This window comes from Mycolicibacter icosiumassiliensis (assembly GCF_900078685.2).
In the GTDB taxonomy this organism is placed as follows: domain Bacteria; phylum Actinomycetota; class Actinomycetes; order Mycobacteriales; family Mycobacteriaceae; genus Mycobacterium; species Mycobacterium icosiumassiliensis.
Map to the genome: position 1 here is coordinate 1914616 of NZ_LT546166.1, position 13634 is coordinate 1928249.

Sequence of the window (13634 nt, forward strand, 5' to 3'; positions counted from 1 at the left end):
CATGATGCGGTGACCCTGCTCACCGAGGGAGCCGCAGGGATTCCGCGGTACGTCGCTGGCTAGTTAATAGGCGCGTTCACCCAGCGCAGGTCTTCGGCCACGCCGCGTGCGGCGACCGGCCCCTGCCCGGTCTGCCACACCTCGTTGTTGACGACGAAGACCCGGCTGTCACGGTTGGCCGCCAGCCGTCGCCAAGCGACACTGTCGAATACGGTGGCTGCCCGCGCTTTCACTGCCGGCGAGGCAAAGGACACGTAGACGATGTCGCCGTCGGCCGCCGAGAAATCCGCCCGGCCGGCCAGATCGGCATCGTTAGCTGGGATCTCGAGGTAGGGCCGATCGGTGAACCGCTGCAACGGGGGGCGGTCGACCCCGACGGCCTCGAGCACGCTGGCGGCGAAGCCGGAGGCCCCGTACACCCGCACGCTGTTGTCGGTGAGCTCCACCACCGACACCTGGAAATGGGTCGCGTCGGCGGCCTCGCGGGTTTCGGTCGCATACGCGCTGAACTTCTCCAGCACGTCGTCGGCGGCGCCGGTGCGCGCGGTCGCGGCGCCGACAGCGCGCACGTTGTCCTCCCACGCGGCGCCCGGCGCCCCGGTGAACACGGTGGGGGCGATCGCGGCCAACTCCGCATACCCGGGCGTCAGGCCCTGCGCGCCCAGGATCAGATCCGGATGCAGCTCGGCGATAGCGCCGGTGTCGGGGTTGCTGCGCGAGCCTACTGCCGGGACACCGTGCATGACCGCGCCCAAGTAGGACGGCTGCTTGTCTGCGCCATCCGGTAGCGCGGCGCCGACCACGCGGGACTGCAGGCCCAGGGCACACAGCGTGTCGAGCTGGTCGCCAGAGAGCACCACGATGCGCTCGGCCTGCTCGGGAACTTCGATGCTCGCCGGTTCCACCTCGGCCGCATTGTGGACCCAGCGCATGGTGGGTCCGGGGTCCGGGTGCGCCGGCTCGGCCGCGCAGGACTCGTCGGGGCGACGATCATTGCCGAGCACGCCAGCGCCGGCGACCATGGTCGTCGTGGTGGAGATCGAGGTCGGGGCGGTTTCTGCGCCATCGCCCGCGCATCCGGCCGTCGTGAGCAAGGTCACGGCAAGCGCTACTGCGGACGCCGCCCGCCGGTCCACCGTGGTCACGCCGTGACGTTAACACCCACGGCGGAGCGCCCCGGCAGGAGACGAATACGACAGTTTGTAGGAGGCCTATACCGACGGGGCGACGCTCGGGGTTAGGATTCGAGCAAGTTTCCGGGATGCCCACGTTTGGAGGAATTTTGACCGCCGAAGCACCCCCGCGCGCAGAACTCGAGCCCACTCGACCGTTCCCCGCGCTGACGGGCCCCAAGGGCAGCCTGCTCTACAAGCTGATCACCACCACCGATCACAAGCTGATCGGCATCATGTACTGCGTGGCCTGCATGGTCCTGTTCTTCATCGGCGGCCTGCTTGCCCTGCTGATGCGTTCCGAGCTGGCGGTGCCGGGCCTGCAGTTCCTGTCCAATGAGCAGTTCAACCAGCTGTTCACCATGCACGGCACGGTGATGCTGCTGTTCTATGCCACCCCGATCGTGTTCGGGTTCTCCAACCTGGTGCTGCCGTTGCAGATCGGCGCCCCGGACGTGGCCTTCCCGCGGCTCAACGCGTTCTCGTTCTGGCTGTTCCTGTTCGGTGCGACCATCGCCCTGGCCGGCTTCATCACCCCCGGCGGTGCCGCCGACTTCGGCTGGACCGCCTACACCCCGCTCAGCGACGCGGTGCACTCGCCGGGTGCCGGCGGGGATCTGTGGATCATGGGCCTGGCCGTCGGTGGTCTGGGCACCATCCTGGGTGCGGTGAACATGATCACCACCGTGGTCTGCATGCGTGCCCCCGGTATGACGATGTTCCGGCTACCGATCTTCACCTGGAACATCCTGGTCACCTCGATCCTGGTGCTGATCGTGTTCCCGCTGCTGACCGCGGCGTTGTTCGGCTTGGCCGTCGACCGCCACCTGGGCGGGCACGTCTACGACGCCGCCAACGGCGGGGTGCTGCTGTGGCAGCACCTGTTCTGGTTCTTCGGGCACCCCGAGGTGTACATCATTGCGCTGCCGTTCTTCGGCATCGTCAGTGAAGTGTTCCCGGTCTTCGCCCGCAAGCCGATCTTCGGCTACGTCACCCTGGTCTACGCGACGTTGAGCATCGCCGGGCTGTCGACGGCGGTGTGGGCGCACCACATGTTCGCCACCGGCGCGGTGCTGCTGCCGTTCTTCTCGCTGCTGACGCTGATGATCGCGATCCCGACCGGGCTGAAGTTCTTCAACTGGATCGGCACTCTGTGGCGGGGCCAGCTGACCTTCGAGACGCCGATGCTGTTCGCGCTGGGCTTCATCGTCACGTTCCTGGCCGGTGGCCTGACCGGTGTGATGCTGGCCAGCCCGCCGCTGGACTTCCACGTCAGCGATAGTTACTTCCTGATCGCGCACTTCCACTACGTACTGTTCGGCACCATCGTGTTCGCGACCTTCTCCGGCATCTACTTCTGGTTCCCGAAGATGACCGGCCGGCTGCTCGACGAGCGGCTGGGCAAGCTGCACTTCTGGTTGACGTTCATCGGGTTCCACACCACGTTCCTGATCCAGCACTGGCTGGGCAACATGGGTATGCCGCGCCGCTACGCCGACTACCTGCCCACCGACGGCTTCACCGCGTTCAACATCGTCTCCACGGTCGGGGCCTTCATCCTGGGCTTGTCCATGATCGTTTTCACCTGGAACGTCTTCAAGAGCTGGCGCTACGGCGAGGTCGTCACGGTCGACGACCCGTGGGGCTACGGCAACTCCCTGGAGTGGGCGACCAGCTGCCCGCCGCCGCGGCACAACTTCACCGAGCTGCCCCGGATCCGTTCGGAGCGTCCGGCTTTCGAGCTGCACTACCCGCACATGATCGATCGGCTGCGTGCCGAGGCGCACGTCGGCCGTCACCCCGGCGACGAGCTGTACGAGTCCGCACCGGCCTGATGGGCCCGATGGAGCAGCGGCGGCACCCGGTCGAGTCGAGGGGCCGCCGAGGGTGAGCGCGACCAAGGTGCCGGTGTTGATCACCGTCACCGGTGTCGATCAACCGGGCGTGACCTCGGCGCTGTTCGAGGTGCTGTCGCGCTACCGGGTCGAACTGCTCAACGTCGAGCAGGTGGTGGTCCGCGGCCGACTGACCCTGGGTGTGCTGGTCTCGGTGCCGTCCGCGGTGGCCGAGGGCGGCGCGTTGGCCGACGACGTCGCCGCCGCCATTCACGGTGTGGGACTTGACGTCACGATCGAACGCAGCGACGACGCGCCGATCATCGCTGCGCCGTCCACCCACCGGATCGTGGTGCTGGGCCGGCCGGTGGAAGCCACCGCGCTCGGAGCGCTGGCCCACGAGATCGCCGAGATCGGCGCCAACATCGACATGATCCGGGGCGTTTCGGACTATCCGGTGACCGGGTTGGAACTGCGGGTCTCGGTGCCGGTCGGCGCCGCTGGCCGGTTGCAGTCCGCGCTGAGCAGGGTCGCCGCGCAGCAACAAGTCGACGTGGCATTCCAGGATGCCAGCCTGTCGCGGCGGACCAAACGCCTGATCGTCTTCGATGTCGACTCCACCTTGATCCAGGGGGAGGTCATCGAGATGCTCGCGGAGCGCGCCGGTGCCGGGGATGCGGTCGCGGCGATCACCGAGGCCGCTATGCGCGGCGAGCTTGACTTCGCCGAGTCGCTGCATCATCGGGTGTCCACTCTCGCCGGCCTGCCCGTCGGCGTTGTCGACGAGGTGGCCGCGCAGATCGAGCTGACTCCCGGTGCCCGCACCACGGTGCGCACGCTTCGGCGGCTCGGCTTCAAATGCGGTGTGGTGTCCGGCGGTTTCCGCCAGGTGATCGAGCCGCTGGCGGCTGAACTGCAGCTGGACTTCGTCGCCGCCAACGAGTTGGAGATCCTCGACGGCAAGCTCACCGGCCGGGTGGTCGGGCCGGTGGTCGATCGGGCTGGTAAAGCCGAGGCGCTGCGGGAGTTCGCCGACCGAGCCGGCGTGCCGATGGAGCAGACCGTGGCGGTCGGCGACGGCGCCAACGACATCGACATGCTCTCCGCGGCGGGGCTGGGTGTGGCATTCAACGCCAAACCGGCGCTGCGCGAGGTCGCCGATGCATCGCTGAGCTACCCCTACCTGGACACGGTGCTGTTCCTGCTCGGTGTCACCCGTGCCGAGATCGAGGCCGCCGACGCACCCCGCCGGTACCGGCACCCCGGTCGGTCGGCGCGGGCCGGGCGTACGGCACGATAGGGCCGTGCCCGACGCCGGACGCCCCGCCCCTACGCCAGGGGCCGACCAGGATCTGTTGATCCACTTCGAGGGCGTCTCACTGTGCCGGGACGGGCGGACGCTGGTGGGGCCGCTGGACTGGTCGGTTGAACTCGACGAACGCTGGGTGATCATCGGACCCAACGGGGCCGGCAAGACGTCGCTGCTGCGGATCGCCGCCGCCACCGAACACCCCTCGTCGGGCGCGGCCTATGTGCTCGGTGAGCGCCTGGGTCGAGTCGACACCACCGAATTGCGGGCCAGGGTGGGTTTGAGCTCCTCGTCGCTGGCGCAGCGCATACCCGGCCAGGAAATGGTCCGCGACCTGGTTATCTCGGCGGGCTACGCGGTGCTGGGACGGTGGCGGGAACGTTACGAGGACGTCGATCACAACCGGGCGGTCGACTTGCTGGAAAGCCTGGGTGCCGAGCACCTGGCCGACCGGACCTACGGCACTTTGAGCGAGGGCGAACGCAAACGGGTGTTGATCGCCCGCGCCCTGATGACCGACCCCGAGCTGCTGCTGCTCGACGAACCTGCCGCCGGCCTGGACCTGGGCGGGCGCGAGGAACTTGTCGCCCGGCTGGGCGATCTGGCCGCCGACCCGGACGCCCCGGCGATCGTGCTGGTGACCCACCACGTCGAGGAGATCCCGGTCGGCTTCAGCCACTGCCTGCTGCTGGCCGAGGGCCGCGCGGTGGCCGCCGGCCTCCTCGCCGACGTACTGACCGCCGAGAACCTGTCGGCCGCATTCGGCCAGTCGATCTCGCTGGACGTCATCGACGGGCGCTACTTCGCTCGCCGGACCCGCACCCGAGCAGCCCACCGGAGGCGCGAATGAACGACCAGCAGACACCCCCGCTGCCGCCGCGGCCCGCCGCGACCGTGATGCTGCTGCGGGAGGCCACCAGCGGTGCCGGGGGCCTGGATGTGTTCCTGATGCGCCGCCACGCCGCGATGGAGTTCGCCGCCGGAGTGATGGTGTTCCCGGGGCGCTGGTGTGCGCGGCGGCACGCGAGACGTTCGAGGAATCCGGGGTGCTGTTCGCCGGCCCCGCCGCCGATTCGGAGCGGGTGGTCGCCGACGCGTCGGTCTATGCCGATTCCCGGCGTGCGCTGGCCGCGGGGGAGTTGTCTTTTGCCGACTTTCTGCGCACCGAGAAGCTGGTGCTGCACACCGAACTGCTGCGGCCGTGGGCGAACTGGGTGACGCCGGAGGCCGAGCGCACCCGCCGCTATGACACCTACTTCTTCGTGGCCGCACTGCCGGTCGGTCAGCGTGCCGACGGCGAGAACACCGAGTCGGATCGGGCCGGCTGGCTCACTCCCGAAGCCGCGATCGAAGACTTCTCGGCCGGGCGCAGTTTCCTGCTGCCGCCCACCTGGACCCAGCTGGATTCATTGGCCGGCCGTACCGTCGAGGCGGTGCTGGCGGTGGATCGCCAGATCGTGGTGGTGCAACCGAACCTGGCTCGCCGCGGCGACAATTGGGAGATCGAGTTCTTCAATTCCGAGCGCTACAACGCGGCACGCGGCAAGCGGTGGCCCGGGTGAGCGAGTTCGTATCGGTCCACACGTCCGCCGACGAGCCCGGGGTGGCCACCCTGGTGTTGTCGCGGGGGCCGACCAATGCCATGACCCGGCAGGTCTACCGGGAGATCGTCGAAGCTGCGGCCGAGGTGTCCGCACGGGACGACGTCGATGCCGTGGTGCTGTTCGGTGGGCATGAGATCTTCTGCGCCGGCGACGACGTGCCCGAACTGCGCACCCTGATCGCCGCCGAGGCCGAGGTGTTTGCCCGTCTCCGCCAGGACGCCGTGGCGGCGGTGGAGGTGATCGCCAAGCCGACCGTGGCGGCCGTCACCGGCTACGCGCTGGGCAGCGGTCTGGCGTTGGCGCTGGCCGCGGACTGGCGGGTCAGCGGTGACAACGTCAAGTTCGGGGCCACTGAGATCCTGGCCGGCCTGGTAGCCGACGGTGCCGGACTTGCCCGGTTGACCCGGGTGATCGGTGCCAGCCGCGCCAAGGAACTGGCCTACAGCGGACGGTTCTTCGATGCCGAGGAGGCGCTCGCCCTGGGGCTGGTCGAGGAGATGGTGGCCCCCGACGGGGTCTACGACGCGGCGATCGCCTGGGCGCGCCGCTTCGTCGGCTCCCCGCGATCGGCGCTGGCCGCGGCCAAGGCCTCGATCGATGCCGTCGCGACGCTGCGTCCGGTCGAGCGGGCCGCCGCCGCCCACCGCCGCTATGCCGAGGTGTTCGCCGCCGGCATCGGTGGTACCGCGGCCGCCCACTGAATCGCCCCACCGGCGCGTTTCGGGGCCGATAACGGCCCGTTTTCATTCTCTTATCAGCTAACGTACAGTTGCGCGGCGGAAACCCGTGGTCGACGCCGGCCTGGAAAGAGATCCTGAGATCTAGGAAGAGATCATGCAGCCATTTCCCGCCCGTCCCTGGACCACCGCGGTCGTCGCGCTCCTGGGCGCGGGTGCCGTCGCGGCCACTCCGCTGGTGACGCCGCTATCCGGCGCCGTCGCAATCGATGTCCTGCTCGCCGCCCAGGACATCACGATCGACCTGGTGCGACACGGTGAATCGGTAGACAACGTCGACGGCATTCTGGGAACGGTCCCGCCGGGGGCTGAGCTCACCGCGCTCGGGCAGCAGCAGGCGGCGGCAGTGGCTCCGCTGATCGCCGCTGAATTCCCGGGTGGGATCGCCGGTATCTACGCATCGGAGTTCATTCGTGCGCAGCACACCGCGCAGCCGCTCGCCGATCTTCTGGACAAGGACATCACCGTCCTTCCCGGCCTCAACGAAATCAATGCGGGCTGGTTCGACGGCCAACACCTCAATGTTCTCACCGAGATCGCCTACGCCTTACCGACGTTTATGTGGGTCATGGGTCAGTACTGGGTGCCCATGCTGGGATCCACCGTCGACCCCAACGGGGCGGCGTTCGACGACCGCGTCACCGACGCGATCGAAACCATCTACGGCAACACTGTCTCCGACTCGAACAACCCGCCGACCGACGTGGCGTTCGCGCACGCCGGGATGATCGCGATCTGGACGTTGATGAACGTCAAGAACCCCGACTTCGGGCTGGTCATCAACGAGTTGCTGGACACTCACAGCCCGCTGGCCAACACCGGGCAGGTCGTCATCGAGGGCAACCCCACCGACGGCTGGACGCTGGTCAGCTGGCAAGGTCACCCGGTATCGGCCACGCCGGACCTGCTCACCGGGCTCTTCGTAGACTGGCGGGACTTGAACACCGCGCCGCAGATCGCCACCTGGCACGTTCTCGAGGCGCTGCAGGGCGGTGACCAGGCCGCGATCTCGGCGGCGCTGCAGACCGGGTTCGATCAGGTCCTGACGGCCTTCGCCACGTTCCCGCAAGCCGTCATCGACACCATCACCAACGCGCTGAGCGGTTAGCACGCGACGGGCCGAATTCAGCGAGTCATGCATTGACATAGGAAAAACATCAAGTTACCTTCAGCGAAGGCTTTGCGCTACGCGTCGTAGCGTAACTGAAAGTAGGGACTCGCCGAAGGAGAAGGTCATGCACCACACCCGCCCCTGGATCACCACCGGAGTCGCCGTGATCGGCGCCAGCCTCGTGGCCGTCACCCCGGTGGCTCCGATAGCCCGACCGCTGTCGCCGGTCGCCCTGTCCAAGATCCAGCTGACCGCCACCGACATGATCCTCGACCTGGTGCGCCACGGCCAGTCCGAAGACAATGTGCACGGCATCATCGGCACGGTGCCGCCGGGTGCGCCGCTCACCGACGAGGGCGCCGCGCAGGCCGCCTACCTGGCCGACTCCAGCAATCCGCAGCATCTCGCCGATCCGAGCTTCTACGACGGGATCTATGCGTCGGAGTTAATCCGGACCCAGCAGACCGCGGAGCACTGGCTGACTGCGGCCGGTGCCCCGGACACACCGGTGACGGACCTGTCGGGGCTCAACGAGCTCAATGCCGGCATCTTCGAGGGCGCGTCGGAGTCCAACCGGCTGGTTGCTCTGATGTATCTGGTAGCGCCGTTGTCGTGGATCTTCGGGCAATACTGGGTGCCCCAGTTGGGCTCGACGATCGACCCGAACGGGATGGCCTTCGACGACCGGTACTCCGACGCCGTCGACCAGATCTACAACAACGGCGGCGCTGTCGGAGAAGACGGAAACCTGCACGACGTGGCGTTCTCCCACGCGGCGGCGATCACCACCTGGGTGATGATGAACGTCAAGAACCCCGACTTCGAGCTCTACTTCAAGTCGCTGCTGCAGGGACTGCTGCCCAACACCGGCCAGGTTGTGGTCGAGGGCAACCCGACCGACGGCTGGACCTTGGTCAGTTGGAATGGGCACCACGTAGCGGAGAACCCGGGGCTGCTCACCGGGCTGTTCGTCGACTTCCGCGACGTGATGGTCGCGCCTCAGCTGGCGAGCTGGCACATCATGGAAGCACTCCAGGGTGGGAACCCGGCCGATATCAGCGCCGCGCTGCAGACCGGCTTCCATGACGTGCTCGGGGCATTCGCCGCGTTCCCGCAGTCGGTGATCGACACCATCACCGGATCTCTGGGCGACGCCGCCAGTGGCAGCGCCCAGGCGACCGGCGACGCGCTCGGTGACGCGCTGGCGTCCATCGCGATCTGAGTCCGAGCAGCCGCGAAGCCGGGTGTGGCGCCCCTCGCCACGCCCGGCTTCGTCGCTCGCAATCCCCGTTAGGACACCCTGATCGATTCCCACTAGGCTGACCCACCATGACCGGTACGGACCCGACGCCGAATCCGCACGCCACCGCCGAGCAGGTGGAGGCCGCCCGGCTCGACAGCAAGCTCGCCCAGGTGCTCTACCACGACTGGGAAGCCGAGCAGTACGACGAGAAGTGGTCGATCTCCTACGACGAGCGCTGTATCGACTACGCCCGCGGCCGCTTCGACGTCATCGTGCCCGCTGCCGGCCGAGACGATCTGCCCTATGAGCGTGCGCTCGAGCTGGGCTGCGGCACCGGGTTCTTCCTGCTCAACCTGATGCAGTCCGGTGTGGCACGACGAGGATCGGTCACCGACCTGTCACCCGGCATGGTCAAAGTCGCCACCCGCAACGGCAAGAGCCTCGGCCTGGACGTCGACGGTCGCGTCGCCGACGCCGAGGGCATCCCGTACGAGGACAACACCTTCGATCTGGTGGTCGGCCATGCGGTGCTGCACCACATCCCCGACGTCGAACTGTCGCTGCGCGAGGTGATCCGGGTGCTCAAGCCCGGCGGCCGGTTCGTCTTCGCCGGCGAACCCACCACCGTCGGCAACTTCTACGCCCGCCGGCTGGCCGACCTGACCTGGAAGACCACGGTCGCCGCGATGAAGCTGCCCGGAATGGGCTCCTGGCGCCGGCCGCAGGAAGAGCTCGACGAGAATTCGCGGGCGGCTGCCCTGGAATGGATCGTCGACCTGCACACCTTCGAGCCGAGTGATCTGGAACGGATGGCGACCAACGCCGGAGCCGTGGACGTGCGCACCGCCAGCGAAGAGTTCACCGCCGCCATGCTGGGCTGGCCGGTCCGCACCTTCGAGTCGACGGTGCCGCCGGGCAAGCTCGGTTGGGGCTGGGCGCGGTTCGCCTTCCGCAGCTGGACGGCCCTGAGCTGGGTGGACTCCAACCTGCTGAGCCGCGTGGTGCCGAAGGGCTGGTTCTACAACGTGATGGTCACCGGGGTCAAACCGTCCTAGAGTTTCGCGCCGACGATGTCGCCTACCTGAGCTCGACGGCCGGTACCGCCGCCCTGGCCGAGGTCGCCGGCTTCGCGCTGACCGACGCCACCCGCGTCGCCGACATCGCCGCACTGCGCGGCCGCTTCGGCGACCGGACACCCGCACTGGTCGAGACCGTGCTCTTGCGCCGGCGTGCCGCCGCCAAGCTGGCCGAGCTGCCCGGGACGTCGCAGTGGCTGTTCACCGACGAGGCACTGCAGCAGGCCAGCGCCGCACCGGTCGCGCGGCACCGGGCGCGCCGGATCGCAGCGGCCGCGCCGCACGGCGCCGTGCATGACGTGACCTGCTCGGTCGGCACCGAGCTGGCGGCGCTGTCGGAGGTGTGCGAGCGCGTGCTGGGCAGCGACCTCGACCCGGTACGGCTGGCGATGGCGTGCCACAACCTGGGCGGGGCGGCAGTGGTGCGGGCCGACGCGCTGGCGCCGGTCAGTCGCGGCACGGTGGTGCTGGCCGACCCGGGTCGCCGCGGCGGCGGCCGACGACGCTTCGACCCCGCCGACTACCAGCCTGCCCTGGACCGGCTGCTGGACGTCTACGCAGACCGTGACATCGTCGTAAAAGTCGCTCCGGGAATCGATTTCGGGAAGGTTGAACTGCTCGGCTTCGATGGCGAGATCGAAGTCACCTCGTGGCGTGCCTCGGTACGGGAAGCCTGCCTGTGGTCACCCGGTTTGGCTGGGCCCGGGGTGCGCCGACGGGCCACGATCCTGGACCGCGACGAGCAGATCACCGACGCGGACCCGGCCGACTGCGACGTGCGCCCGGCCGGGCGGTGGATCGTCGACCCCGACGGCGCGGTGGTGCGGGCCGGACTGGTCCGTCACTACGGTGCCCGACACGGGTTGTGGCAGCTCGACCCCGATATCGCTTACCTGTCCGGCGACGAACTGCCGGACGGGATGCGCGGATTCGAGGTGCTCGAGACCCTGGCCTACAGCGAGAAGCGGCTGCGCCAGGTTCTGACGGCACACGACTGCGGCAGCCTGGAAATCCTGGTTCGGGGCGTGCGGGAAGTGCAGGCCGACCCCGACGGCCTGCGCCGCCGCTTACGGCTGCGCGGGAGTCTGGCCCTCTCGGTCGTGATCACCCGGATCGGGACGGATGCCGCGGCGCGGGCCATTGCGTTCGTCTGCCGTCCGTCCCGCTGAGCGGCCCGGTAGGCTTACGGCTTCAGGTCATTCCTGCTTGCTGCGGCAAGGCGAGACAAAGCGAGACGAACCGACAATGCGCATTCTGGTTGCCGCCCTCGTGGCGGGCGGTGCAGTAAGCAGCTGGCTGGGCATGACGGGCATGCCCTCGGTGGCTGCCGTGTCGCCCTGCGCCGAGCTGGGCGGGACGCTCGAATCCGGGCAATGCCACGTTCACGCCTCGACCGCCAGCTACACCCTGGACATGAAATTCCCGGTCGACTACCCCGACCAGCAGACCCTGACCGACTACCTGGTGCAGAACCGCGACGGATTCCTGACCGTGGCCAAGTCGCCCGGGTCGCGCGACATGCCCTATGAAATGGACGCCACCTCCGAGCAGCACCGTTCCGGCCAGGCGCCCAAGGGAACGCAAAGCGTCGTGCTCAAGATCTTCCAGGACCTCGGCGGCCCGCAGCCGTCCACCTGGTACCAGTCCTTCAACTACGACCTGGCCACCCGCAAGCCGATCACCTTCGAGACCCTGTTCGCGCCCAACAGCAAGCCGCTGGAGGCCATCTTTCCGGTGGTCCAGCGCGATCTCGAGCGCCAGACCGGCGTGCCGGCGATCCTGATCTCGTCGGGTTCGGGAATGGATCCGTCGCACTACCAGAACTTCGCCATCACCAACGACGAGGTGATCTTCTACTTCGCCCCCGGCGAGCTGCTGCCGATGAGCGCGGGCGCCACCTCGGTGAAGGTGCCGCGCACGGCGATCCCGGCGCTGGCGATCTGAATTACCGCATCTGCAGGGCAGCCCGCTGTTGAGTTGTCAATGATCGTGTTCAGTTGTGGGACATGTGATGTCTTGCCCGGTTATGCCGCGGTGGGCAGATTCGTCAGGGTGCGGCGTGCTTGTGAGCGCAGGTGTTGGGGCTGGCGGTCGGGGTGTGCCGGGTCCGGTGGCGGGATGAACCAGGGGTGGCGGTCGGTGCCGAGGTAGACCTGCCAGTTGCTGTGGTGAATCCGGGTGTGGTGGCGTCGGCATAGCAGAACGCCGTTGTCGAGGCTGGTCACTCCGTTGTCGGTCCACGCGCGGATGTGGTGGGCGTCGCACCATGACACCGGTTTTCCGCATCCGGGGAAGGCGCATCCGCCGTCGCGGACGGTCAGGGCTTTGCGGATCTTGGGGGGAAACAATCGTTGGCTGCGGCCGACGTCTAAGGGTGCGCCGTTGCCGTCGAGGTGCACGGAGTCGAGGGTGCAGTCGCAGGAGACCAGATCGGCGGTCAGGGTGCTGACCGGGCCGGTGAATCCCAACATATCCACTGCCGGCTCTGTTCGTGGCGTCGCGGCGGCGTGCTGGGTAGAGGTGGGAGGCCGGATCAGGGTGACGTGTGGCAGTACCCCGCCGGAGGCCGGGCGAGACGATCCGGATAGGTAGTGGCGTATCAGTTGGCCGAAGCCGTCGGCGCGGCGTCGGGCTGCCGGCCGCGGGTCCGGGGATCCGTCCGGGGCCGGCACCGGACGGCATAACGGGTCCAGCGCCGCCTGCAGTTCCTCTCCGGTCAGCACATCGAGGTCGAAACTTCCCGTGATCCGGCCGTCGTCGCCCGGGATCAGTGTCATCTCGTTGAGTTCGGTGTTCTCGGCCACCGGCACCGTATCGTCGGGTGGTGTGGCCGGCGCCGTGGCGATGGCGATGGCCCGGGCTTTGTTGTTCACCGCGGCCGGGGTGGTCTGGACCATCAGTTTCGTGACCACTTGGGCCAGCTCGGCGTCGGACAATGGGACCCGATTGGTGATGTGTGTGATCCCCTTGCCGATCGCGTCGGCGAACTCGATCCCCACGGCGCCCAGGCGTTGGGCCCGGGTGAGGGCCGGCAGCAGGTGGGCGGCTCGGCCCACCCGCGCTGACCGGTATGCCGGGGCCGGGGCGACACCGAGGCCGGTCAGCAGGCCAGCGCCGGAGCGCAGGTGCTTGCGCGCGGGGATGCCGAGGCGTTCGGAGGCCGCAACCGCCGAGGCGATCACATGGTCGAGAAGATTACGCAGGGTGACCGCGGCATCCAGGACTGCCAGAAGCGGGGGCTCATCGAGCACCCGGCGGGGGGCGTCGAGCAGATGAAACAGGGTCCGCGCGCCGTCATCGTCGGGAACGGGGGCAGGACTCAGGGCGTCGATCAGCTGATTGACGAACGCATCGAGATCGGGGTGGCCATCAACAGTGCCAGAACTCCCCGAAGGGGCAGGCAGCGTGTCCGCGGCGGGGGGAGGCGGGGTGACGTGAGCAAGCTCGGGCGATGGCGCGGCACCGGCTGCGTCGGCCTCTCGTCGCGAGAGTAAATCGAACATATGTTCGATCATACTCGTTTATTGGAACTCCGCAACCCCCCCAG

The 13634-nt window shown here is 68.2% G+C and carries 11 protein-coding genes and 1 pseudogene; 10 read left to right on the plus strand and 2 right to left on the minus strand.

From position 1 onward, the window contains the following. Positions 1-59: 59 nt before the first annotated feature. The gene (locus BN4346_RS33065) at positions 60-1145 is read right to left on the minus strand and encodes an iron-siderophore ABC transporter substrate-binding protein (RefSeq protein ID WP_067971215.1); all 1086 of its coding nucleotides are present in this window, start codon (positions 1143-1145) and stop codon (positions 60-62) included. Positions 1146-1282: 137 nt separating this feature from the next. Here BN4346_RS33065 and ctaD point away from each other — a divergent pair, with 137 nt between their 5' ends. The 10 genes and pseudogenes from ctaD (at position 1283) to BN4346_RS33115 (ending at position 12031) form a co-directional block, all read left to right on the plus strand. Then, positions 1283-3007: an aa3-type cytochrome oxidase subunit I gene (ctaD, locus tag BN4346_RS33070; protein ID WP_067972297.1), complete on the plus strand. Its 1725-nt coding sequence runs from the start codon at positions 1283-1285 to the stop codon at positions 3005-3007. Between the two features lie 52 nt (positions 3008-3059). After that, complete coding sequence (gene serB, locus BN4346_RS33075) at positions 3060-4307, plus strand: phosphoserine phosphatase SerB (RefSeq protein ID WP_067971216.1); 1248 nt, start codon at positions 3060-3062, stop codon at positions 4305-4307. Positions 4308-4311: 4 nt separating this feature from the next. After that, a complete protein-coding gene (locus tag BN4346_RS33080) occupies positions 4312-5166 on the plus strand; it encodes an ABC transporter ATP-binding protein (RefSeq protein WP_067971217.1) in 855 nt (284 codons plus the stop codon). After that, positions 5163-5878, plus strand: a pseudogene (locus BN4346_RS33085) (NUDIX hydrolase). Before BN4346_RS33080 ends, BN4346_RS33085 begins: the two are co-directional and overlap by 4 nt. After that, a complete protein-coding gene (locus BN4346_RS33090) occupies positions 5866-6621 on the plus strand; it encodes an enoyl-CoA hydratase (protein WP_067971219.1) in 756 nt (251 codons plus the stop codon). The pseudogene BN4346_RS33085 and the gene BN4346_RS33090 overlap by 13 nt, the downstream one beginning before the upstream one ends. A 133-nt stretch (positions 6622-6754) precedes the next feature. Then, the gene (locus tag BN4346_RS33095; RefSeq protein WP_067971221.1) at positions 6755-7765 is read left to right on the plus strand and encodes a histidine phosphatase family protein; all 1011 of its coding nucleotides are present in this window, start codon (positions 6755-6757) and stop codon (positions 7763-7765) included. A 127-nt stretch (positions 7766-7892) separates the two neighbouring features. Then, positions 7893-8990, plus strand: a complete 1098-nt coding sequence (locus BN4346_RS33100; protein ID WP_067971223.1) for a histidine phosphatase family protein — start codon at positions 7893-7895, stop codon at positions 8988-8990. 107 nt (positions 8991-9097) lie between these two features. After that, on the plus strand, positions 9098-10066 hold the full coding sequence (locus BN4346_RS33105; protein ID WP_067971225.1) for a class I SAM-dependent methyltransferase: 969 nt from the start codon (positions 9098-9100) through the stop codon (positions 10064-10066). Beyond that, positions 10024-11256 carry a THUMP-like domain-containing protein gene (locus BN4346_RS33110; protein ID WP_078058625.1) on the plus strand — a complete coding sequence of 411 codons (1233 nt, stop codon included), beginning with the start codon at positions 10024-10026 and terminating at the stop codon, positions 11254-11256. Before BN4346_RS33105 ends, BN4346_RS33110 begins: the two co-directional genes overlap by 43 nt. A 76-nt stretch (positions 11257-11332) precedes the next feature. Continuing rightward, positions 11333-12031 carry an esterase gene (locus BN4346_RS33115; RefSeq protein WP_067971227.1) on the plus strand — a complete coding sequence of 233 codons (699 nt, stop codon included), beginning with the start codon at positions 11333-11335 and terminating at the stop codon, positions 12029-12031. A gap of 80 nt (positions 12032-12111) precedes the next feature. On the opposite strand, the gene BN4346_RS33120 is transcribed toward BN4346_RS33115, so the two are convergent. Beyond that, positions 12112-13590 carry an HNH endonuclease signature motif containing protein gene (locus BN4346_RS33120; RefSeq protein WP_078058626.1) on the minus strand — a complete coding sequence of 493 codons (1479 nt, stop codon included), beginning with the start codon at positions 13588-13590 and terminating at the stop codon, positions 12112-12114. Positions 13591-13634: the final 44 nt, after the last annotated feature.